We start from the raw sequence: 23,529 nt of genomic DNA, 5'->3' as shown, positions 1-23,529 counted from the left end.
TCACCTCATATTATGATTATTCTATTTTTGCTTTATTTAACCCATCCTTAATAGCTTTAATAAGTCCATTGCTTGTATATGTAGCTCCTGCAACAACTTGAACCTCTGAACTATTAGCTTTTATTACTTTTGGTGGGATTTTTTTATATACTATTTCAGCTATCACTGGAGTTTCTTGTTGCGATAATATCACAATTTCCTTTATTTCATATTGATCCGTTACTATTTTAACCTTTATGGGTCCTATATGCCCTTCTGCGTTTCCCTCATAGGTTCCTTGCTTATAAATAACATTTTTGGAACCACAAGCCACGAGTCCAGTTGCTAAAACTATCCATAATGCTAATATAACTAATTTTCTCAAGTAAGTCTCCTCCTTGTCATTCACGTTAGTTTTTCTGGGGTCAATAGCAATTAATATGATTATATCATTTTTCTACTTTTGTGTCATTTCAAGTATACATTTTAATAAAGCATTATAAAATTTTTAAAATCAGTGTGGGTATCTTATCTCCAGGGACAAAAAATTCCTTCTAAAACATCAGTTATAATAAAGAAAAATAGGCCGATTAAACTTAAGATTAAAATACCTGAATACATTTGAATATAGTTAATCCTCATCCAAGAGTCCATAATAAAATACCCCATACCATACTCTGTGCCAAAGTTTTCAGTAAAGAATAAAACAGATATAGCGGTACCTATACCTATTCGAAGAGATGTTAATAAGGCTTTAAGTATTCCTGGAAAAATAATCTCTTTCATTATTTGAAAATTCGTTGCTCCTAATGAATACATAGGGTAAAAAACCTCTTCAGGGATATTTTTTACTTCATCTCGTATATTAACTACTACAGGAAAAAATGTAATTAAGAAAATCATAACTATTTTTGTTAAATCGCCTAAGCCAAAAATAAGCATTACTATAGGAAGTAATGCTATCTTAGGTATAGGATAATTAAAATATATAACCGGTGAAAATATTAAATCAATTTTTTTAAAATATCCCATTAAAATACCTACAGGTACACCTATTACCAAAGTAAATAGCAACCCTACTATAATTCTATTAAAACTATAAACAACATGGATTGCTATGTCACTTTTAAAAGTTGTAAATATATTTATTATTATTGCATAAGGGGGTGGAAATAATGGCTTATTAATAATCATTGCTATTATTTGCCACAAACCAAAAATAATAAAAAAAGCAATTGCGAAGTTAACTAGTTTATATTCTTTAAGTCTCATTTTACCTCGCCCCCTTTAAGGATTTTTCTAAGTTCATTGTTTATATGTATGTACTCCAAATCAACTTCCCTATTTAATTTTCCAAATAAGGGATTGCTTATAACTTCAACTATTTTTCCTGGGGATGCGGATATTACAGCTATGTTCTTTGCTAAATATATTGCTTCTTTAATATCATGGGTTACAAGTATAGTGGTAACCTTATGTGCCTGCCAAACCTCTAAAAACATTTTTTGAACGTCTTCCCTGGTCATAGCATCTAAGGCAGAAAAAGATTCATCCATTAAAAGTACATTTGGTTTTAATAATAAAGCTCTAGCCATAGATACTCTTTGCATTTGTCCTCCACTTAGCTGGCTTGGATACCTTTTAACAAAGTCTTTAAGCTTTAACTGCACTAGCAGTTTTTCATAAAATTCCATATCAATATGGCCTTTACCATCTTTTATTTTCGCGGATAGAAATATGTTCTGCTCTACTGTTTTCCATTTAACTAGTCCGTAATTTTGAGGTATTAATCCGATTCTATGTGTTTTAGGATTCACTGCTTTTCCATCTATTAAAACTTCACCGGTGTAGTCTACAATAATTCCTGCTAGAACTTTTAATAAAGTTGATTTCCCACCACCAGAGGGGCCAATTATAGCACAAATATCCCCTTTTTTTACTGTTAAATTCGCGTTTTCTATGACTTTGGTATGTTTGTCCACATTTTTATAACAAACACTTAAATCACTTATTTTTATCATTTATTTATGCCCCACTCATGGTACATTTCATTATCTACATTTAAGCTTGAAAGAATCCTCCCTACAGTGATATTTACCATATCTTCAATAGTTTTTGGTTTTTCATAAAAGGCTGGCATAGGAGGTATTATCAAAACATTCAAATTGCTTAAAAAAAGCATGTTCTGAAGATGAATAGAACTAAGAGGAGTTTCCCTTGGAATCAAAATCAATTTTCTTTTTTCTTTAATCATTACGTCTGCAGCTCTTATTAGTAAATTATCGGAAGTTCCGCTACTTATTTTTGAAAGAGTTCCCATTGAACAGGGCACAATTACCATTCCATCAGTCTTAAAGGAACCACTTGCTATAGAAGAAAACATGTCCTCTATATCACATAAATTAAGCCTTCCTTTAGAATTACTAAGATTTTTAAGCCATCCATCAAAATCAATTTCAAGCTCATATTCCAAAACTTTTCTGCCGTTATTTGTAATAACTAAATAAACTTCATTATCACCTTTTATTAACTCTTCTATAAGCCGTACACCGTAGATACTTCCACTGGCTCCGGTAATCCCTACTATATATCTTCCCAAACAAATCACCTCTTAGTTATAATATAAAAAAATCTAATACAGTAAAAATAAATATACAAACACTTACAACTTGATTTATGTTATAAGAAGCGATTTTCATCTTCTTTGTGTTTGTTGGAGACACAATATAATGCTCTAAGATTAGCAAAATGGCGCTGATAAATATGCCAAATAAATATATCCAGCCTCTATGCATTATAAAATATAAACTAATTAAAAGCAAAACCGTAATAAAGTGAAACAGAGAGGATATGCATAATGCACCCTTTAAACCAAATTTAGCGGGTATAGAAAACAAACCGGTTTTCCTATCAAATTCAATATCTTGAGTTGCATAAATTATGTCAAAACCAGCTACCCACAATGTCACAACAGCACCTAAAACAATTGGTGCTATGGCAAATTTTCCTGTTACTGCAAGCCATGCTCCTACAGGAGCGCCACCACAAGTAATACCTAGAATGATATGACATACCCATGTAAATCTTTTAGTATAAGAATAAATTATAAATAGAAAAAGTGCCACCGGTGATAACATAAAACATAGAGGATTTAATTTATAGGCTGCTATTATAAAAATAAAGAAACACAGTAGCACTATTCCTAAAGCTTCATAATCCTTTACCAGGCCCTTTGGCAAATGTCTATTTGCAGTCCTAGGATTCTTTTTATCAATATCCTTATCTACAATTCTATTAAGAGCATTAGCCCCATTTCTAGCTCCAACAAGTGCAATTAATATCCAAAATACTGTAGCAGCTGCTGGTAACCCATTAGCTGCCCAAATCATTGATATTAAAGCGAAAGGAAGAGAAAATAATGTATGGGAAAACATAACTAACTCTCCATAGCTTTTAAGTTTCTTTAATACCATATTCACTCCACCTCTTATCTACCATTTTTTTAACTTCCTCAGACATTTCTATATCATCTGGCCAAGGCCTTGAATGTCCTTCTGATGGCCATTTTTTTGTAGCATCTATACCTAGTCTTGAACCATAAAAAGGAGTATTTGATGCATGATCAAGTGCATCTAAAGGTCCTTCTGAAATTACTATATCTCTACTGGGATCTATATTATTAAATACCTTCCAGGCTACGGTTGAGATATCCTGAGGATCTATATTTTCATCTACAACTATAATCATTTTTGTATACATCATCTGCCCAAGTCCCCATAGTGAATTCATAATTTTGTGAGCATGCTTTGGATAGGCCTTTTTAATTGAAACTATTACACAATTATGAAATACACCTTCTAGCGGGAAATTTATGTCTATTATTTCAGGACATTGAACCTTCATTAAGGGTAAAAAAATTCGTTCTGTAGCTTTTCCTAGATAACAATCTTCCATAGGGGGCTTACCTACAATGGTTGTAGGATATACTGGATGCTTTTTCCTTGTAATCTTTTCAATGTGAAACACTGGGTACATATCTTCAAGAGAATAATATCCTGTATGGTCACCAAAGGGACCTTCTAATCTCTTTTCATCTAAGTCTACATATCCCTCTAGTATAAATTCAGCATTAGCAGGTACATAAATATCATTAGTTATTGATTTAACAATTTCTACAGGTGATTTTCTAAGAAATCCAGCAAAAATCATTTCATCTATCATTTTTGGTAGTGGTGCAGTGGCGGCATATATAGTTGCTGGGTCGCAGCCTAATGCTACTGATACAGGCATTTTCAATCCAAGCTTCCTATATTTTTCATATATCTCTTTTCCGTCTTTATGTAGATGCCAATGCATACCAGTAGTATTTTTATCATATACCTGAAGCCTGTACATTCCAACATTTTGCTGATTAGTTTCTGGATCTACTGTTATTACTAGGGGAAGTGTTATGTATCGCCCTCCATCTTTAGGCCAGCACTTTAATATTGGAAGCTTACTTAAGTCTGCATCTTCTATTACCTCTTGGCAAGGGGCGTTTTTTACTTTTTTAGGAAATACTCTTGCAAGTCTTGCAAGTTTGGGAATAGATTTAACCTTATTAATTAAGGTTATATAATTAGTTACATCCATAAAATCCATTATAGTTGCTGCAATATCATCAAGATTCTCTACTTCCAGGCCGTAATTCATTCGCTCGTAGGTTCCTAGTGAATTAATTAATACTGGGTATTCTGAATTTTTTACATTTTTAAAAAGCAAGGCATGACCATACTTTTTTGAAACTCTATCAGCTATTTCCGTAATTTCAAGCTCACTATCCACTTCGATTTCAATTTCATCTAAAAGTTTTTTATCTCTTAAATGATTTATAAAATCCTGCAAATCTTTATAAGCCATATAACCATCCCTTTCTATATTTTATTAGGAATTACGATTTAATAATTTTTTTGTTACAGCTTTAATTATTTCTTTGCTTTCGCAGTCAGGTAATTTTTCAATATAATCAAAGGCTTTTTTTGTATATTTATCCGCTAAGTTTTGAGCTTTATCTATTCCATTATATTTTTCAATTAATATAGTTATTTGTTTTACATCTTCATCATTTAATGAGGTATTATCTAATATAATAGAAATTTTATTTTCGAAGTCTTCTGCCATAGCATATATTAGTGGTAGTGTATAATAACCTTTTACTAAATCACTTTGAGCATTTTTGCCTAGTTTACTCGCATCTCCACTGTAATCAAGCAAATCATCTATGATTTGAAAAGCCATTCCAATATAGTAACCAACCCTTGCTAATAATTTTGAAGTTTTCTCACTACATTTAGATTCCTTTGCACCAGTATAAAAGCTAATAGCAAATAGCGCTGCTGTTTTTCCAGATATAATTTTTATGTATTTTCTAAGGCTTGTGTTTCTTAGGTATCTAATATTATATTGCCTTATTTCTCCCATACATATTTTAGATATAGCTTTTGATATATCTCTTAAATTTTCAGTGGAATAATCAAATCCAGATAGCATTATAAAGCATTGACAAAATAAAAAATCACCTATATACACTGCATATTCTTTGCTGTATTTGTGTTGCACTGTTTCCACACCACGTCTAAGTTTAGATTCATCTACAACGTCATCATGCACTAATGTTGCCATGTGCATCATTTCAATGGCTGCACCTAAATTATGCATTTTGTCCTTATCATACTCTCCGAATTTTGCGGCCAGTAGCAAAAAGGCTGGCCTTAACATTTTTCCGCCTGCATTAACCAGTGGAAAAATAGCTTCATCAAATTCTTTTTCACTAGATTTTACATTAGCTACAATTATCTTTTTTATACTTTCTAATTCATCTGCAATATCAGGATAACATTCCCAAAATTTACTCATTTTATCACCTTGTCCAATTATTTTTTGAGTTTCCAATAAATATTACTTATTAATTAATATTCCACTATAAAACCAAATGTCCTTTTAATTATTTTTAAAAGGACATTAGATTTAAAAAAATTCAGTTTTTAATTACATAACTATTGTATAAATATGTATTAATCAACATATAAATAAGATTTTTTAACCCATCCAATACTCTTCCAGTACTTTTTAAGTATTGGTAACACATAGTAATCCATACCAAAAGTACTTCCAGATCCACCTATAAGAGCAATTCCTGCTGATAAGTACCATAACATTTCAGTAGGAGCCATTCCTGAAGTCCAAATCATAATACCCATAGCAACTGACATAAGAGAAGCTAATGCGCTAAATAATCCAACGATAAGCATTATTCCTACTAATATTTCTGCAATTACCATACCGGTTTGGAAAATTGTAGCTAAAACTGTATACCCACCATCACCTGTATAAAAAAAAGTATCCATAGACCATTTAACTATTTTTTCTATAAAACCTGGTACCGGTAATGCAACCCATGTTGCTACTGGTGCCGCTCCTGCCGCTGGTGCTGCTGCTGTTGCAGCTGTTGCTCCATCAACTACTGGTGCAGGTATTAAGAAAATTTTTGAAGGATCAGCTATTATTTTAGGTAATTTTTCAAGTCCTTCTGTTAGCCATTTGTAACCAACGAACATTCTAAGTACTAATAGCCAGAAGTTTGGAGAGGATTTTGAAAAATAGCCACCTACAAAACTTCTATTATCTTTAACATGGAAAAATTCATGTAATAAGTATGACCAGCATTTATTAAACCCAGCGACCTGGATAAAGTAAACAATATTTATAAAGTGTTTAACAAATAATGCAAAGAATCCAGATAATGCAAAAAAGTTTTTCCCAGCTCCAACATTTGCTACACCATATTTTCCGCCAACGCATACCATTGCACCATGGAATGAAGGTTTATAGGATTTCTTTTCTCCACCCTTTATGTCTGTATAAACATTATGCGCAATTAATGCAGCAGACTCTTCTGCATTTTCTACCATTTGTGGGAGAGGTCTTTCTTCACCTTCAGGAATAAAGAAAATGTTATCACCAACAACATAAACATTTTTATAATCTAAAGACCGCAATTTATCGTCAGTTACTATTCTTTTTCTACCCTTTTGCTGAATGTCCATTTTACCAATAATATCAGAGCCTTCAACGCCAGCAGTCCAAATTACTGTATAGGTATTAACAATACCATTATTTCTTATTGTAGCAGTGTCCCCTGTAACTTCTGTAACACCAGCATTAGTTAGCACTGTAACCCCTAATTTATTAAGTCTTTTTTTAGTTTTTGCTATTAATTTATCAGGAAAATTAGGTAATATTTTAGGTAAGTCATCTGCTAATATTAAAGTTACTTCCTCTTGTTCTATGTAAAAATCCTTACATAACCTCTCTTTCCACTCACCGAGTTCTCCCATCATTTCAACACCTGTGAATCCACCACCAACAACAATAAAAGTTAGAAGTTTTTTTCTTTCTTCTTTGTTTTTTTCTTTTACAGCTTTTCTAAACATTTGAAGAATATGTTCTTTAAGTGCTACAGCATCTTCAAAAGACCATAATTTTTGGCAAAATTCTTCTGCTCCCTTTACGCCAAAGTAAGTGGGCTTACATCCAGCACCAATTACTAGATAATCATATTCATAGGTATTGTTTTCGGATTTTAGTACATTATTTTTAAAATCCAAATCAGTAATTTCATCAAGTACAACTTTTACTTTTCTTTTTGCAAATATTTTTTTGAAATCAATCCTAATAGCATCCTCTGAAACACGTCCTGCAGCTACTTCATGAAGTTCAGTAAGTAGTGTGTGGTATGGATTTTGGTCTATAAGAGTGATTTCAACTTCTTCATCTTTTTTGAATTTTTTAGCAAGCTTCTTTGCCGTTAATACTCCACCATACCCTCCGCCAAGTATAGCTATTCTTTTCTTTTCACTCATACTATATCCCCCTCAGTTTGAGAATTGTTATTATAGGACTATTTTTACCAAAAATATAGTTTATAATGCCTAAAATATAAAATTATTAAAATATTAACCTAAAATAAATTACACTCGTTATTTACATATTTACTTAGTCTTTATTTCTTTCAACTTTACTAGTTAAAATTTTATCATAATACCTTTAACTCTGCAAATAAAGAAGCTATTTGGTCATTAATAATATGTTTTGTTAATTTAGTTCATAGATATATTCCAAAGGTTGGGCTGCCAGTATTTACACTGAGTTAAATAAGTGTTATGATGACTGCGTTATTTACATTTCATTACAGGGCTTTATATTATTTTATCTACTTTCTTTCGACTTTTCAAAAAATATAATTTTTAGAAAGCTATTTGTGGACAAAATAAATTTTTATTGGAGGTACATATTGAAAAAAAAATTTTTAGCACTTACCTTAGTATTTATAATGGGTATAAGTATTGTTGGATGCACAAGCAAGGTGAAAGAAGATGCGGGGCTAAAGCCAAAAAAAACTCTAACTATTGGTGCTATGCCAGATTTAGACTCTGTTCCAGTTATTATAGCAGAGCACAATGGATATTTTAAAGAAGAAGGTATAGATGTAAAAATAGAGCATTTTAAAAGTGCAACAGATAGAGATACAGCACTTCAAACGGGTAAAATTGATGGAGCAATATCTGATATGCTTGCGGTAGTATTTTTTAACGATAATAAATTTGATGTTAAAATCACTTCAAAAACAGATGGTAGTTATAAACTAATTTCTGGAGTAAATTCTAATATTTCTAAAATTGGACAATCTGCTGGAAAATCCATAGGGATTTCTAAAAATACTATTATTGAATATCTAACAGATAGAATTATGGAAAATTCAAGCATAGATGTTAACTCACCAAAAAAAGTAGCAATACCGAAGATACCTACTAGACTTGAAATGCTAACCAATGGTAAATTAGATATGGCTACATTGCCAGAGCCTCTAGCAAGCACTGCAATTTCTTCTGGTGGAAAAGTTTTAAGTAGTTCTGATAAACTAGGTATAAACCCTGGTGTAATTCTATTCACAAAAGATACAATAGCATCAAAATCCGACGAAATAAAAGCATTTTATAAAGCCTATAATAAATCTGTAAAGTTTTTAAAAGAAGCAAAACAGGAAAGTTATATTGATTTTGTAATTAAGGAAGCTGGTTTTCCTGAAATTGTGAAAAAAACATTGATTTTCCCAACTTATTCAAATGCTACTATGCCCCCTGAAAAAGAGCTACGAGAAGTTTTAATTTGGCTTAAAGCAAAAAAATTAACTACTAATAACTATACACTAAAAGACCTATCAAATAGCTCCTTTATTAAATAATATTTAATAACAAATAAAAAGAAACCACTACAATCCTTAATGATTGTAGTGGTTTCTTGCTTTTGTGTAATATCTTATAAACTGACAACTTCCTTTGTATCTCTTGCTATCATTAACTCTTCATTGGTTGGTATTACAAAAACTTTTACTGTTGAATCTGATGTACTTATCTCTGCCGCAATACCAGCAACATTATTTTTTTCACTATCTATTTTAACGCCTAAAAATTCTAATCCTGTGCAACAAGCTTCTCTAGCTTTTGCAGAGTTTTCGCCAACTCCTGCAGTAAATATGATACAATCTACGCCACCTAATGCACCTGCATAACTACAAATAAACTTTTTAACTTCATAATGAAAAACATCTAAAGCGAGTTGTGCTCTTTTATTGTTCTTAGCCACATCCCAAAGATCTCTAAAATCACTACTTATTCCAGAAATTCCTAGAACGCCTGATTTTTTATTCAATAAATCTGCTAGTTCTTCTGAAGACAAAGATAGTTCTTCCATCAAGAAAGTTATAATTGAAGGGTCTATATCTCCAGATCTTGTGCCCATAGCAAGCCCTGCAAGAGGTGTAAATCCCATACTTGTATCAATTGATTTACCTCCTTTAATTGCAGCAATACTTGCTCCATTTCCTAAATGGCAGGAAATGATTTTTAAGTCTTTAATATCTTTGCTTATCATTTCTGCCGCTACTTGAGAGACATATTTATGAGAAGTTCCGTGGAATCCGTATTTTCTTATTTTGTGTTCTTCATATAATTCATATGGTAGTGCATAAATATATGCATGTTCTGGCATATTCTGATGAAAGGCCGTATCAAATACTGCCACCATTGGGGTGCTCGGCATAAGTGCCTTACAGCTGTTAATTCCAATTATGTTTGGTGGATTATGAAGTGGTGCTAGTTTTGAACAATCCTCTAGAGCCTTCATTACTTTTTCATCGATTAATACAGATTTAGAATAGTATTCTCCACCATGAACAACTCTATGACCCACTGCTGAGATTTCATCTACACTTTTAATTACTCCATTAGTTCCGTCTATAAGAGTTGAAAGAACTAATTTTATTGCATCTTTATGATCCTGCATAATTTGTTTTACTATATATTTTTCTCTGCCTTGTACCTTTTGAGTTAAAACAGATCCTTCACTACCAATCCTCTCAATCAATCCTTGAGCCAAACAAGTTTCATCCTCCATATTGATAAGTTGATATTTTAGAGAAGAACTGCCACAGTTAATAACTAATATTTTCATAAAAAAACTCTCCTTCCAGCATATTATTTACTTCTTTGAATTCTGACAAATATTACAGCTACAAGATTTATAATCTTGTTATTTTCTATTTCTTTTTACCACTTTTGTATAGCACATTTCCTATATAGTATATCATATAATATATATATTATATAAATAACTACATATTTGCAAGTAGTTTTGAATTTTTAATGATATAACCACTATAAAAACTAAATCTTAAAAGTTAAGACTTAGTTTTTATAGTGGTTATGTGATTTTATCCATGAAAAACAAATTATAAAAATTACATATCTCTAGGGTCTATATCACTAATCATTTTTATAGTGCCTGATATATACCATTTAGTTTCTTTTTTTTCTACTATATATACTTTTCCAAGTATTTTAAACTTAGACATAACTCCAGCAAGTGAACCTATAAATGAAGGTGTATTCAATTGGGCTTTCTTGTTTTTCTTCACATTATCTATGTTTTCAACAGTAAGCTCTTTAGGAAGGTTACTGTTTATTTCCTTACTATTTTTAGCCGTTTCTTTATTTTTAGCCCCTAATGCCTCTAGTGTTTTATAAATCTCTTCCATCTTGCGTTTTTTTCTTTCAATACTTATACTAGGACTTTCAACTTGAGTATATTCTACTAATTTTTTCATAATCATCTTTCCTTCCTTTAAATAACAATAATCTAATAAATGCATTTATATCTATTATATCATGATTTCTAGCATTTTTAAGAATAAATGTTGAAATATAAAAAAGTGTTCATTATAAAACGGTGATTACTTTTTCATTTCAGTTAAATTATTCCAATATTTCTTTGGCATATGTTGCATTTGTAACCTTTCATTACATCTTTCTTCTATGGATATACTTTTATGAAAGGCCTTCCAAAGATTTTGATAAAGCAACTCTTCCTCCTCATGACTTTCTAATTTTTCAAATTTTAAATCCCTAAGTATCATTTCATTATTTTCATAAACTATACCAATTTTTCTTTTTACATCATGAATTACCCACTTTTCATTTTTTAATCTTGCACTAAAGTGACTTCCTATCAGTTCAACAATATTGTAAGTAGGCTCTATTGCTGCATACAATATTCCCTTAAATTCTTGAAATCTAACTAGTCCTAAAAATCTATGTGCTTCAAAACCTACTTTTCTAGAAATTTTCTGTACTTCATTCACAGCTTCCTCTGTTAGAAAATCATTTACTTTACTACCCAGCTTAAATCCTAATTGTATATACCTAAATAAATTTAATTCTATGCCATCTTCCTCAGATAAAAAGGCCTGATACACATAAACTAGTGTATCTTGTGAAATCTTTTCTAATATAGCCCTGTATACTTTACCCGATTTTGCCATATCAGTTCCAATAACTATATCCTCGTATAATATATTGAAGTTATAATCACTTTCTCTCTCAATACTTTCAGGAACTCTACTATAATAGCAATCATATATAACAGATAAAAATCCATCAAAACTTCCATCATAAATGTATCTAACCAAATAAATCGCCCCTTTGGGTAAATAAACTAAGTTGCTCCGGTTTATCAAAGCTTTCAAAGTCCAATAAATAATTTTTAAGCCTTCCTCTTTCCATGGCCTTATCTCCATAAAATTTACCGCTGCAGGTTAAAAAAAATCTAGCTCTTTTAAGCACAACTCCTATTTTTTTTAAATTGTCATAGGAAAGATTACAAAGTCTTCTTGCTCTTATGATTCTTAACGCTGATGTTACTCCTATTCCTGGTACTCTAAGCAATATTTCATAGGTCGCACTATTTATCTCCACTGGGAACTTGTCTAAATTATTTAATGCCCAAAAAGCTTTAGGGTCTAAATCTACATCAAAATTAGGATTTTTCTCATCTAATAATTCCTTTGCCTTAAAACCATAATACCTTAAAAGCCAATCTGCTTGATACATTCTATGTTCTTTTAGAAGTGGTGGTGTAGTTTGAATAGCTGGTAAATTTATGTTCGCAACCACTGGAACATAAGCTGAATAATAAACTCGCTTAAGTCCAAAGGTATTATATAATCCTTCTGTAAGACTAATTACTCTTAAGTCACTTTCATTGGTTGCACCAACCATTATCTGCGTACTTTGGCCACCAGGAGTAAATTTTGGTGCTTTAAACCCTTTTTTCTTATATTCACTGGACTCAAGTATACTGTGCTTAATAAGTCCCATAGGTTTTAATATATCTTCCTTATTCTTTTGCGGTGCTAAGAGCTTTAAGCTTTTTTCAGAAGGCAGCTCAATATTTACACTCATTCTATCTGCATACAATCCTGCCTCATATATAAATTTTGGATCAGCGCCTGGAATAGCCTTTACATGAATATAACCATTAAATTTGTGAATCAATCTTAAATCTTTTAAAATTTTAACTAAATTTTCCATTGTATAATCTGGACTTCTCTCTACCCCAGAGCTTAAAAATAATCCTTCTATATAATTTCTTCTGTAGAAATTCATAGTTAAATCTACTACTTCACTAGGAGTAAAGCTTGTCCTTTCTAAATCATTGCTAGCTCTATTAATGCAATATTTACAATCATATATGCATTTATTAGTATATAAGATTTTAAGTAGTGAAATGCATCTACCATCCTGTGACCAAGAATGGCAAATGCCTGAGGTCGAAGCATTTCCTATACCCTCCGCTGTACTTTTTCTATTAGAACCACTAGAAGAGCAAGAAGCATCATACTTTGCTGAATTAGATAATATTTCAAGTTTTCTCATTACATCCACTTTTAACACCTCACAAACGTTTGTTCTCATTTTATCATATTTTGCACAAGATTGGAACACTTATTTACTGGAAAAAGTCATTAAATCATCTCCTGGGTCGTTAAAATAAGCCACTTCTAAAGATATTTAACTATCTTTAGAAATGGCTTATTTTTAAACTATATTTTTTATCCTAATATTTGTTTTAAATCCTCCGCAGGTGTACTTATAGGTTTAATATCAAAATTATCAACTAGGAATTGTAATACATTAGGACTTAAGAATGCTGGAAGTGTAGGCCCTAGATAAATGCCTTTTACTCCCAGTGAAAGTAATGCTAATAAGTCGGCAACAGCTTTTTGCTCATACCAAGTTATAATCATCGCTAGTGGTAGATCATTAATCCCACATTTAAATGCATCAGCTAGTGCTAGAGCTATTCTAACAGCGGAATATGCATCGTTACATTGACCTATATCGAGTAATCTTGGAAGTCCTGCTACTGTGCCAAACTCCAATTTATTAAAACGGTATTTTCCACAGGCTAAAGTAAGAATAATACAGTCTTCTGGAACTAATTGAGCGAATTCAGTGTAATAATTTCTTCCTGTCTTTGCTCCATCACATCCTCCAATTAAGAAAAAGTGCCTGATTTTTCCTTCTTTCACTGCATTAATTATTGTTTCAGCATGACTTAAAGTAGCTTTATGCCCAAACCCTACTAAAATTTCTTTAACTTCTTCATCTTTTTCGAAGCCGCCAAGTTCTAGAGCTTTGTTTATTATTTCAGAGAAATCCTTATGACCATTCTCATCCGCCGCTATATGTTTTATGCCATCCCACCCAACAACACTTGTTGAGTAGATTCTATCTTTATATGAATCTTTTGGTTTCATTAAACAGTTTGTTGTCATTAAAATGCAACCAGGAATACCATCAAATTCCTTTTGTTGATTTTGCCATGCCCCTCCAAAATTACCTACTAAATGAGCATATTTATTCAACTTAGGATATCCATGGGAAGGAAGCATTTCGCCGTGAGTATAAATATTTATGCCCTTACCTTCCGTTTGCTCTAGTAGCATTTCGAGATCTCTTAAATCATGACCAGAAATTACGATAAATGGTCCTTTTTTAATGTTTACATTAACCTTTTGAGGTGAAGGAGAGCTATATTTTTCATTATTAGCTGTATCTAATACCTCCATAACTTTAACACTCATCTCTCCAGTTTTAAGTAAGTACTTTATAAGATCTTGAAGATTTAAACTATCATCAGTTAATGCTGCAAGAGCTATAAAATAAAATTCATCTACTTCTTCACTATTATATTTTATAAATCTAGCTTGGTGTGCATAAGCTGCTATTCCTTTTAATCCGTATTTTATAGTTTCTCGTACAGAACGTATATCTGCATCTAATTCTTGGTCGTACATAACTCCTGCTTTTTTAGCATCTTCAAGCATTTGCTCCTTAGCATCGCTTAAATTATATAGAGCCTCTTCACCATTTATTTTTTCATTTCCTAATTTTTTTCTAACCTCTTCTTTGATTACTTGAGATTTTTTAAGCATATTAATATGAGATTCAGGATCAAAATTTACATTAGTTAACGTCATAAATAATGAATTTTCAACAAATGAAATCCATGACTTATCAAGTTTTTCACCTTTTTCTAAAAGTTTAGTAACATAACAACTTATTCCTTTTAACTGGTAAATTAATAAATCCTGCATTGCTGCAATTTCTGGAGTTTTTCCACAGACCCCTATGTTAGTACAACCTTTTCCACCTGCAGTTTGTTCGCATTGAAAACAAAACATTTTTCCTTGCATATGTAAACCTCCCAAATTTTCAAAATATTCTAACACCATCTTACACTTATTATAGGTAAATATGCAAGAGAACAGATAACATTCGTGTACTTATATTGAAAACTTTTTTAATATAACAATAAAATGTATTTAAACTAGACAGATTCGAAATCTTATGATAAATTTTATTTACATAGGTCAATATATGATTGAGGAGGGATTTTGTGAAAATTGGTTATGATATTTATGATTCCCCTATTGGTCTTATCCATGTAGTTGTGGATGAAATAGGTGCTCGGAAAGTAGAAATTTTTGAAGAAGATTGGATAAAGTACAAAAACAAACATGAATTTATTCTGAAAGATGTAGAGCTTTGCAAAGATGTTATACTTCAGCTAGATGAATATTTTAAAGGAAAAAGAAAAAATTTTAGCATACCCTTATCTATAGAAGGTACACAGTTCAGAAAAAAAGTATGGGAAGCCCTTCAAGATATCCCTTACGGTGAAACCCGGAATTATTTGCAGATTGCAGAAGCCATAGGAAACCCTAAAGCTGTAAGGGCTGTAGGGCAAGCTAATAGATCTAATCAATTACCTATAATTATACCATGTCACAGAGTTATCGGTAAAAGTGGCAATTTGGTAGGTTTTGCAGGTAATAGAACTCCAACACAAAAACTACTATTGGAAATTGAAGGGGTAAATGTTGATAAATGATTTTTACTAATGATCATGAGCATGATGCATATCAGGAGTATGATTATGTTCATGTTCAGTGCTTTCATGAACATGAACATGGTTGTGTTCCCCATTCTCAAAGTTTTCATGTACATGATTATGATGACTATCATTATGTTCATGGCGATGCTCATGTTTGACCATTTCGTGAATATGTTTATGATTATGTTTTTCTACAGCAGCATAATAGGCTCCGAAAAGCATTAAAATAACTGCTATAACAAAGTTTACTGTTATTTGTTCGTTATACAATATTAAGGATAGTCCTACACCTATAAAAGGAGCAACAGCATAATATGCACTTGTTCTTGCAGCCCCTAACTGCCTCTGTGCAGTTACATAAAAAAATATACTTAATCCGTATGCAAAGAAACCTAAAATCATAGCTATAAGTATATATCTTATATCACTTGCGTATTCATTCATTAAAACTGCTATTAAAAGTGAACCTGTCCCAGACCCAAGTCCTTTAACAATCACTATCTGCATTGGGTCTTTTAAAGACATCATTCTTGTACAATTATTTTCAAAGCCCCAGCAAATGCATGCAAACAAAACAAAAATCGAACCTACAGAAAACGAAAAACTGCTAAAGTCACTTATGGACAAAACAATGCTAGATGCCGTTATAAAAAAAATAGCTACCCATAACCTTTTTCCAATTGACTCTTTAAAAATTAGTAGTGCAACAAGAGCTGTAGCAACAATTTCAAAATTGTTTAGTAAAGAAGCATTAGATGCTGTAGTCATAGTAAGTCCAATCATTAAAAATATTGGCGCCGCAATGTCTAAAACTATCATACCTATAACAAATGGAAGTTCTGCTTTGCTAATCTTAGCTTCTTTTGCTTTAGTGTTCTTTGACCACTTTATAAGTCCTAAGAATAACATTCCAATGCCTGCTCCTAAATACAGGAGCGAAGCCATAAGCATAGGAGGTATCTTTTCTAATAATAACTTTGAAACTGGTGAACTTATTCCAAACAATGCAGCTGCAAGTATTGCTTGAAATACTGCCAAATGTTGCTTTGATTTTATCATAAAGTTTTCCTCCCTCTAAAATAGTAATTAGCGCCTATAATTATAAATTTATTATTACTGATACTTCACAGCTTTAATTTAGAATTTTTATTAGATACAAGTCATGATCTAAAATGCTTTGTTCACAACTAAATTTAACACCCTCATCAATAAATTCAAAGCACACGTCTCTTGTACTATTTATATCAAATAGACACTTTCCCTTTTCATCTAAGGATTTTACAGCATCCTCATGAATTCCTTCTCTAAGTAAACTTTCTTTAATTTCGTTATTTAACACATCCATACCTCCATTATCATCTAGAATTCCCCTTGTATTGAAATCATTATTTACTCTATTATATTACCATACACTTTCTATTTTTTCTAATCCTTAAAAGATAAAGTCTTCACAAGTCTATCAAAGCCAATAATAGTATTTTTGAAAATGCTCTCTGCGTTATCTTTATATTCTTCAGGGATATGCATAGAAGGACTAAAATGTGTCAATAGGAGTTCTTGCACTTCACCCTTCAACGCAAGCTTCGCCGCCTCGCTAAAGGTCATATGTTTGTTCTTTATGGCTTTTTCAATATCATTTCCATTACCATAAGTGCCCTCACAAATAAACAAGTCACTTTCTTTAATAAAACTCTCTATTTCAGGTATTGGCCTTGTATCTGTGGTGAAACTAAGCTTTATTCCAGTTCTTTCTTTTCCTAGCACCACACTAGGTAAATATGTTTTCCCCTGGTTAATTACAGTTTCATTTTTTTGAAGTCTACTCCAAAACATTTTTGGTATTTCATTTTTAGTCGCACTTTTAACATCGAATTTTGGTTTTCTTCTAAAATAAAAGCTATAACCCAAACAATTAGTTGAGTGCTCAAGTTCCAGTGTTGAAATTATTAAATCATGAAATTCTCCCACTGAAGCATTCATACAATTTATTGAAGTTTGTACTTTCACTGGCTTCTCTGGATTTGCTATAATATTAAGCTCATAAGGAAGGTAAGGTGCTACAACACACAGACCGTTTACAATATCAGCAATACCTTTGGGACCAATTATTGTAATAGGCTCAGTTCTACCACTGTTGCCAATGGTTAAAAGAATACCTGGAAGTCCCATAATATGATCCGCATGACCATGAGTTATACAAATTATGTCTATTGTCTTAAATCCCCAGCCAAGTATTTTCATGGATACCTGGGTACCTTCACCACAATCAAGCAATATCTTTCTGCCTTTATAGTTTATGAGAAATGAAGAAAGATACCTTTCAGGAATAGGCATTCCTCCTCCACATCCCAGCAATGCTATGTCAACCAATTAAATCACCTCATCTATCAGTTTTTATTCACTCTATTTATCTATAGAGTAATCTACACAACAATATTTTATGCATACTTATTTACATTTAGCTCATTTTTGTATATCTTACCATTAATGCCAACACGCTCAAAAAAAGTTACAAATAATAACAACTAAATATATTTATCAAAAATATTTCAAAAGTATTTGTAATATTTTGAGGTGTTTTTTAAAGCCAGGAAAAAACACCGGGTAAATAGTTGTTTAAACTATCTACTGGGTATTTATATGACTGAACTTGATATTCTTGAGTAATTTAAATGCCTTACTCTGCTCTGAACTTCTTAAGATATTCAGATGCTGATCTATTCATTTCTAGTGAAAAATCAGACATATACTTACGGTTGCATAGAGCTTTAGTATCTTCGCTAATATTTTTATTTGGAAATCCTGCCTTTTCATTTCTTGTGCTTTGCATTTCTATATGTTCTTCCTTAGTTAGTCTACGATATTTATTTTCATAGACTATATACTGTTCTTCGAAACGCACAGGTTTTTTTCTATTCTTTTGAGCCTCTACAGGATAACCATAAACCACCATGGCAGCAGGTAAAACATAATCTGGAAGGTCCAATAACTCCCTAATAGTTTCACAATGCTCAATAATATCGCCAATGTAACACGAACCAATTCCTAAAGATTCTGCAGCTACTACTGTGTTTTGAGCAGCTATTATTGCATCAGCGCAGGCAAGAAGGATGTCACCCTCCCCTGGTGTTCTTGGATTGCAATTTTGTGAGTCAAAAGCATCATACCACCTTTGATAATCTGCAAGGAATATAAGCACTAAAGTAGCTTTTGCAATAAAAGGCTGATTATCACATTCTACTGATAGTTCTTTCTTTAATTTTTCATCAGTAATATCAAGTATGCTATAAAGCATCATTGCACCACCAGTTGGAGCTTCAAAGGCAGCATTTAATATTTCTTTTTTTAACTCAGCTGCAATAGGCTTATTTTCAAATACCCTCATGGATTTTCTATCTTTTATTTGTTTTAAAATCTCGTTCATATCATAACCCCCTATTTTATTGCATACAAACCAATTTGCTAACTTTTCAGCCCAACTTCTGTTTGCTCTTGCTATTAATTTGCAAATAGTTTATTTTTTAATTTTGTTATTTCTTCTTCACTTAATTTAGAGTATTTTTTTGATTTTTTCATTTGTAATTTTAATTTTTTTTTTAAACTTCAATAAAAATAGACTAACCATAATTTACTTTTCATTTTTAATTTTTTTATTATAATATATTCTATAACCTAATATGGAGGAATTTAAATGAAGAAACGTAAGAATAAAAAGAAAAAATCTCATGTAGATAATGAATTTGATTTTGGAGTACGTCAATTTACATGCATTAAATGTGGACATGAATTTCAAGTTTCCTGGAGAGAAATATTTGACCTTCAGCAAATGACCCACGGATTTGTGGGTTATTTCTTGAATAATGAATACATAACTTGCAATAATAAAATCACAGCTACTAAATAGAAGAGGTCATAAATGAATGTACCTCATGTGCCAGTGGCTAATTTTTTGAGGAAGATATGAAGAAAAAAAGAGCATCTTCTTTAAATTATTATCTAATATTATTATACATCAATTACTTATAATCATCAAAGAAATCCATAAAATCACTTATTCATTTTAATTTCAAAAAATAACCTACTTAGATTTTTCACACTAGAACGTAGTGGAAATTTCTTGTTGCTAGCAATTGTTACATTTTTGACATAAATTAAGACTACTAATTAATTTAGTAGCCTTAATCTTTATATTTTTTTGTGGTTATCCTCTATAATTTTATAGCTTACTTAAATACTATATCCCCATCAAGTACGTTTTTGATTTCATTAAAAATTGTTAAATTTATATTTCTAATGCCTTTATTAAATCCTCTGTTATATCATCAACATTTTCAACCCCAACTGATAATCTTATTAAATTATCAGTTATGCCAATTTCTTGTCTCATCTCAGATGGAATTGCAGCGTGTGTCATAGTGGCAGGATGACAAATTAATGACTCCACGCCTCCTAAGCTTTCTCCAAAAGTTATTAACTCTAAATTTTCTAAGAATTTTTTATAATCATACCCTTCTTTAAGAAGGAAAGAAATAATACCACCATAGCCTTTAGCTTGCTTTGATTGTATTTTGTAGCCTGGGTGATCTTCAAACCCTGGATAATATACTTTTTCTACTTCTTTTCTATCTTTTAAAAGATTTGCAATAATGTTTGCGTTTGAGTTATGTCTATCCATTCTTAATGCTAGAGTTTTAATACCTCTTATCAATAAGAAGGAATCAAATGGAGACAAAACTCCCCCTGTTGAATTTTGTATAAAACCTATTTTTTCTGCTAACTCATTATTATTCACTATCACAAGACCAGCAATTAAATCACTATGTCCACCTAGATATTTTGTACCACTATGAATAACTATATCTGCACCAAGGGTGATTGGCTTTTGTAGGTAGGGTGTCATAAACGTATTGTCTACAATGGTAATCAAATTGTTTTTCTTTGCTATTTTTGCAACCTCTTCAATATCTGTAATACCCATCAATGGGTTAGTTGGGGTTTCTATAAAAATAGCCTTTACACTGTCATCAATATTATTTTTTAGTTCTTCTATGTTTGATGAATTAAATACACTGTAATTTATACCAAAGTTATTAAAATATTTGTCTAAAACCCTAAAGGTTCCACCATAAATATTGTTTGATATAAGAATCTTATCTCCTGTTTTAAACTGAGATAGTACCGCAGTTGTAGCCGCCATTCCTGAAGCAAAGGCAAAACCTGCATAGCCTTCCTCAAGCTCTGCAATAAGTTTTTCCAGAGCTGCCCTTGTAGGATTTCCTGATCTTGAATACTCATAAGTATTATCAGCATCAAATTTGCCTTTTTTAAAGGTAGATGTTTGGTAGATAGGTACATTTACTGCCCCAGTACTAGCATCCCCATCTATTCCACCATGTATTAATAATGATTCAAATTTCATATTTTTTTCCTCCTCAATAATCTATTATCTAATCTGAAACTAAATTTAAGAATTGTTTTATTCGTGCATTATTTGTTTCACTTAATATTTGCTTCGGTGTGCCCTTATCAATAATAAGTCCATTATCCATAAATATTATATTATCACCTACTTCTCTTGCAAAACTCATATTATGAGTAACAACTACCATTGTCATCCCTTCAAGAGATAGCTCCTTCATAACTTTAAGTACCTCCGCTGCAAGTTCGGGGTCCAGTGCAGAGGTTGGTTCGTCAAATAGCAACACTAATGGTTCTATAGCCATAGCGCGTGCTATAGCAACTCTCTGCTGTTGTCCTCCTGAAAGCTCATGAGGATAACTATCGGATTTTTCTGATAGACCAACCTTTTCAAGTAGGCTAAGAGCCTTATCATGAGCTACTTTTTTAGATTGCTTAAGCACAGTTACAAGACCCTCCATAATATTTTCTACCACTGTCATATGGGGAAATAAATGAAAACCTTGAAATACCATTCCTGTGTTCTTTCGCAAAATTAATATTTCTTTCTCAGTTGGCTTTTTATTTTCACCAAATGTAAGTTCATTGTCACCAATTCTTATGGTTCCATTACTTGGCATTTCTAACAAATTCATACACCTAAGAAGAGTGGTTTTACCTGAACCTGAAGGGCCTATTACAATTGTTGTTTCACCTCTTACAATTTTTAAATCTATACCTTTTAAAATTTCAATATTTCCAAAACTCTTGTGTAAATTTTGTATATTAATCATGAATTTCCTCCAATTACCTAGCCACATATCTTTCAAGATTTTTCTCTATCTTCTTTTGTGCTGTGGATAGTATAGTACAAAATAATAGGTATATAAATGCTGCTTCACAGTACAATACAAGTGGTTCATATGTTGCTGCAGTTATTCTTTGAGCAATCTGAAACATTTCAGCTAAAGTAATTGCAGCAGCCAGGGATGTATCTTTTACAAGACTTATAAAGGAGTTTGAAAGCGGCGGTACAGATACTCTAGCTGCCTGTGGCAAAATTATACGAATCAAGCTTTGCGTATGTGTCATACCAATGGAAGATGCTGCTTCCCACTGTCCCTTAGGTATAGATAAAATAGCTGCTCTAATTACTTCTGAATTATAAGCCCCAACATTTAATGTAAAACCTATAATTGCTGCAGTTAGTGGTCCCATTGTTATACCAGCCATTGGTAATCCGTAAAATACTATAAATAGCTGTACAAGAAGTGGTGTACCCCTTATTATCCAAACATAAAAACTTGATATTAAAACTAATGATTTATATTTTGATATACGTGCAAGAGCTGTTGCCATAGCCAAAATTGAACCAAGTATGAAAGAAATTATTGCCAGTGGAATAGTAAACTTCACGCCTGCTATTAATAAAGGAAAGAAAGAATCTTTAATTATGTTTAATATTCTTATTGTTTCTACATCAAAATTCATATTATCACCTTCTTATTTTGATACATCCGTGCCAAACCACTTGTTTGATATTTTTGAATAAGTACCATCTGATTTCATATCAGCAAGTGCTTTATTAGTTGCATCTACTAATTCTTTATTTCCCTTATTAAACATAATTGCACTTGGCTGTGCATTTCCTTCTTGATCAACAACTTTTATAGCAAGCTCTGGCTTTTGCTTTTTAATATCAAGGTAAGATAAGCTATCATTAACTGTGGCATCTACTCTTTTAGAAACTAGAAGGTCAATTGATTGATTAAAACTATCAACTGGCTGAAGTAGCGCGCCATTCGCTTCTGCAATTTTAGCTAAGTTACTAGTTAAGGATTGAGCAGATTTCTTGCCCTTCAAATCGGCAAACTTTTTAATAGTATTATCAGCACTATTTACTATAAGTACTGCTTTTGAAACTATATAGGGATTTGAAAAATCATATTTCAATTGTCTATCAGGTTTAATTCCAACTTGATTCACTACCATGTCAAATCTCTTTGCAGCTAGCCCAGCAACCATACCATCCCACTTTGTTTCCACAAATTCTGGTTTTACTCCGATACGCTTAGATACTTCCTCTGCAATTTCAACATCAAAGCCAGTTAACTTTCCTGTCTTATCATGGAATGTATATGGTGCGTAGGTACCTTCAGTACCAATCCGAATTTTGCCTTCGCTCTTTATTTTTGATAATAGATCTTTTGATCCAGTATTTTTATTGCTGCTTGTCCCACATCCTACAAGTCCTACCGATGCTATTAATAGTGTACTAATTAATATAGATAATTTTTTCATTTGAGTTCCTCCTAGTAT

General features: G+C 31.8%; 24 protein-coding genes. 3 read left to right on the top strand and 21 right to left on the bottom strand.

What is annotated here, in order from left to right; translation table 11 throughout:
* Positions 1 to 16 precede the first annotated feature (16 nt).
* From Ctaglu_RS11525 to Ctaglu_RS11490, 8 genes are all read right to left on the bottom strand, one after another.
* A complete protein-coding gene (locus tag Ctaglu_RS11525; RefSeq protein ID WP_164943627.1) occupies positions 17 to 364 on the bottom strand; it encodes an FMN-binding protein in 348 nt (115 codons plus the stop codon).
* A gap of 143 nt (positions 365 to 507) precedes the next feature.
* Entirely contained in the window at positions 508 to 1,251 is a 744-nt protein-coding gene (locus tag Ctaglu_RS11520; RefSeq protein WP_125001652.1) for an ABC transporter permease, read from the bottom strand.
* Positions 1,248 to 2,000: an ABC transporter ATP-binding protein gene (locus Ctaglu_RS11515; RefSeq protein ID WP_125001648.1), complete on the bottom strand. Its 753-nt coding sequence runs from the start codon at positions 1,998 to 2,000 to the stop codon at positions 1,248 to 1,250. Before Ctaglu_RS11515 ends, Ctaglu_RS11520 begins: the two co-directional genes overlap by 4 nt.
* On the bottom strand, positions 1,997 to 2,578 hold the full coding sequence (locus Ctaglu_RS11510) for a UbiX family flavin prenyltransferase (RefSeq protein WP_125001645.1): 582 nt from the start codon (positions 2,576 to 2,578) through the stop codon (positions 1,997 to 1,999). Before Ctaglu_RS11510 ends, Ctaglu_RS11515 begins: the two co-directional genes overlap by 4 nt.
* Before the next feature lie 16 nt (positions 2,579 to 2,594).
* Positions 2,595 to 3,452, bottom strand: a complete 858-nt coding sequence (locus Ctaglu_RS11505; RefSeq protein ID WP_125001642.1) for a UbiA-like polyprenyltransferase — start codon at positions 3,450 to 3,452, stop codon at positions 2,595 to 2,597.
* Positions 3,433 to 4,878, bottom strand: a complete 1,446-nt coding sequence (locus tag Ctaglu_RS11500; RefSeq protein WP_125001639.1) for a menaquinone biosynthesis decarboxylase — start codon at positions 4,876 to 4,878, stop codon at positions 3,433 to 3,435. The genes Ctaglu_RS11505 and Ctaglu_RS11500 overlap by 20 nt, the downstream gene beginning before the upstream one ends.
* Before the next feature lie 24 nt (positions 4,879 to 4,902).
* Positions 4,903 to 5,874, bottom strand: coding sequence for a polyprenyl synthetase family protein (locus tag Ctaglu_RS11495; protein ID WP_148097592.1), 972 nt, complete (start codon positions 5,872 to 5,874; stop codon positions 4,903 to 4,905).
* A gap of 158 nt (positions 5,875 to 6,032) precedes the next feature.
* Positions 6,033 to 7,880, bottom strand: a complete 1,848-nt coding sequence (locus tag Ctaglu_RS11490; RefSeq protein ID WP_125001634.1) for an FAD-dependent oxidoreductase — start codon at positions 7,878 to 7,880, stop codon at positions 6,033 to 6,035.
* A 431-nt stretch (positions 7,881 to 8,311) separates the two neighbouring features.
* Here Ctaglu_RS11490 and Ctaglu_RS11485 point away from each other — a divergent pair, with 431 nt between their 5' ends.
* On the top strand, positions 8,312 to 9,262 hold the full coding sequence (locus Ctaglu_RS11485; RefSeq protein WP_125001631.1) for an ABC transporter substrate-binding protein: 951 nt from the start codon (positions 8,312 to 8,314) through the stop codon (positions 9,260 to 9,262).
* A 74-nt stretch (positions 9,263 to 9,336) separates the two neighbouring features.
* Here Ctaglu_RS11485 and Ctaglu_RS11480 read toward each other — a convergent pair whose 3' ends face one another.
* The 5 genes from Ctaglu_RS11480 to hcp form a co-directional block, all read right to left on the bottom strand.
* Complete coding sequence (locus Ctaglu_RS11480; protein WP_125001628.1) at positions 9,337 to 10,530, bottom strand: acetate kinase; 1,194 nt, start codon at positions 10,528 to 10,530, stop codon at positions 9,337 to 9,339.
* A gap of 286 nt (positions 10,531 to 10,816) precedes the next feature.
* Positions 10,817 to 11,182, bottom strand: a complete 366-nt coding sequence (locus Ctaglu_RS11475) for a hypothetical protein (protein ID WP_125001625.1) — start codon at positions 11,180 to 11,182, stop codon at positions 10,817 to 10,819.
* Positions 11,183 to 11,308: 126 nt separating this feature from the next.
* Positions 11,309 to 12,043: a TIGR03915 family putative DNA repair protein gene (locus tag Ctaglu_RS11470; protein ID WP_185732687.1), complete on the bottom strand. Its 735-nt coding sequence runs from the start codon at positions 12,041 to 12,043 to the stop codon at positions 11,309 to 11,311.
* Positions 12,036 to 13,298 (bottom strand): putative DNA modification/repair radical SAM protein, encoded by a 1,263-nt coding sequence (locus Ctaglu_RS11465; RefSeq protein ID WP_125001870.1) that lies wholly within the window; start codon positions 13,296 to 13,298, stop codon positions 12,036 to 12,038. Before Ctaglu_RS11465 ends, Ctaglu_RS11470 begins: the two co-directional genes overlap by 8 nt.
* Positions 13,299 to 13,465: 167 nt before the next feature.
* Positions 13,466 to 15,112 (bottom strand): hydroxylamine reductase, encoded by a 1,647-nt coding sequence (hcp, locus tag Ctaglu_RS11460; RefSeq protein WP_125001619.1) that lies wholly within the window; start codon positions 15,110 to 15,112, stop codon positions 13,466 to 13,468.
* A gap of 188 nt (positions 15,113 to 15,300) precedes the next feature.
* On the opposite strand from hcp, the gene Ctaglu_RS11455 reads away from it, so the two are divergent.
* Positions 15,301 to 15,810, top strand: coding sequence for a methylated-DNA--[protein]-cysteine S-methyltransferase (locus Ctaglu_RS11455; protein WP_207669469.1), 510 nt, complete (start codon positions 15,301 to 15,303; stop codon positions 15,808 to 15,810).
* 6 nt (positions 15,811 to 15,816) lie between these two features.
* Here the strand turns inward: Ctaglu_RS11455 and Ctaglu_RS11450 are convergent, their stop codons facing one another.
* The 4 genes from Ctaglu_RS11450 to Ctaglu_RS11435 form a co-directional block, all read right to left on the bottom strand.
* Positions 15,817 to 16,872 carry a DMT family transporter gene (locus Ctaglu_RS11450; RefSeq protein ID WP_125001613.1) on the bottom strand — a complete coding sequence of 352 codons (1,056 nt, stop codon included), beginning with the start codon at positions 16,870 to 16,872 and terminating at the stop codon, positions 15,817 to 15,819.
* Between the two features lie 73 nt (positions 16,873 to 16,945).
* Positions 16,946 to 17,152: a hypothetical protein gene (locus tag Ctaglu_RS11445; protein ID WP_125001610.1), complete on the bottom strand. Its 207-nt coding sequence runs from the start codon at positions 17,150 to 17,152 to the stop codon at positions 16,946 to 16,948.
* A gap of 86 nt (positions 17,153 to 17,238) precedes the next feature.
* Complete coding sequence (locus tag Ctaglu_RS11440) at positions 17,239 to 18,183, bottom strand: ribonuclease Z (protein WP_125001607.1); 945 nt, start codon at positions 18,181 to 18,183, stop codon at positions 17,239 to 17,241.
* A gap of 307 nt (positions 18,184 to 18,490) precedes the next feature.
* Positions 18,491 to 19,237 (bottom strand): nitroreductase family protein, encoded by a 747-nt coding sequence (locus Ctaglu_RS11435; RefSeq protein WP_125001604.1) that lies wholly within the window; start codon positions 19,235 to 19,237, stop codon positions 18,491 to 18,493.
* Between the two features lie 267 nt (positions 19,238 to 19,504).
* On the opposite strand from Ctaglu_RS11435, the gene Ctaglu_RS11430 reads away from it, so the two are divergent.
* Complete coding sequence (locus tag Ctaglu_RS11430) at positions 19,505 to 19,717, top strand: hypothetical protein (RefSeq protein ID WP_125001601.1); 213 nt, start codon at positions 19,505 to 19,507, stop codon at positions 19,715 to 19,717.
* A 378-nt stretch (positions 19,718 to 20,095) separates the two neighbouring features.
* On the opposite strand, the gene Ctaglu_RS11425 is transcribed toward Ctaglu_RS11430, so the two are convergent.
* Genes Ctaglu_RS11425 through Ctaglu_RS11410 form a run of 4 tightly spaced genes read right to left on the bottom strand, consistent with a single transcriptional unit; the run spans position 20,096 to position 23,511 of the window.
* Positions 20,096 to 21,232, bottom strand: coding sequence for a trans-sulfuration enzyme family protein (locus Ctaglu_RS11425; protein WP_125001599.1), 1,137 nt, complete (start codon positions 21,230 to 21,232; stop codon positions 20,096 to 20,098).
* Positions 21,233 to 21,260: 28 nt separating this feature from the next.
* Entirely contained in the window at positions 21,261 to 22,004 is a 744-nt protein-coding gene (locus Ctaglu_RS11420) for an amino acid ABC transporter ATP-binding protein (RefSeq protein WP_125001596.1), read from the bottom strand.
* 13 nt (positions 22,005 to 22,017) lie between these two features.
* Complete coding sequence (locus tag Ctaglu_RS11415) at positions 22,018 to 22,701, bottom strand: amino acid ABC transporter permease (RefSeq protein ID WP_125001593.1); 684 nt, start codon at positions 22,699 to 22,701, stop codon at positions 22,018 to 22,020.
* A gap of 12 nt (positions 22,702 to 22,713) precedes the next feature.
* Positions 22,714 to 23,511: an amino acid ABC transporter substrate-binding protein gene (locus Ctaglu_RS11410; RefSeq protein ID WP_125001590.1), complete on the bottom strand. Its 798-nt coding sequence runs from the start codon at positions 23,509 to 23,511 to the stop codon at positions 22,714 to 22,716.
* Positions 23,512 to 23,529: the final 18 nt, after the last annotated feature.

Origin of the sequence: Clostridium tagluense (assembly GCF_003865095.1) — a bacterium.
Lineage (GTDB): Bacteria > Bacillota > Clostridia > Clostridiales > Clostridiaceae > Clostridium_AD > Clostridium_AD tagluense.
This window is presented reverse-complemented; position numbering and strand designations above follow the sequence as displayed.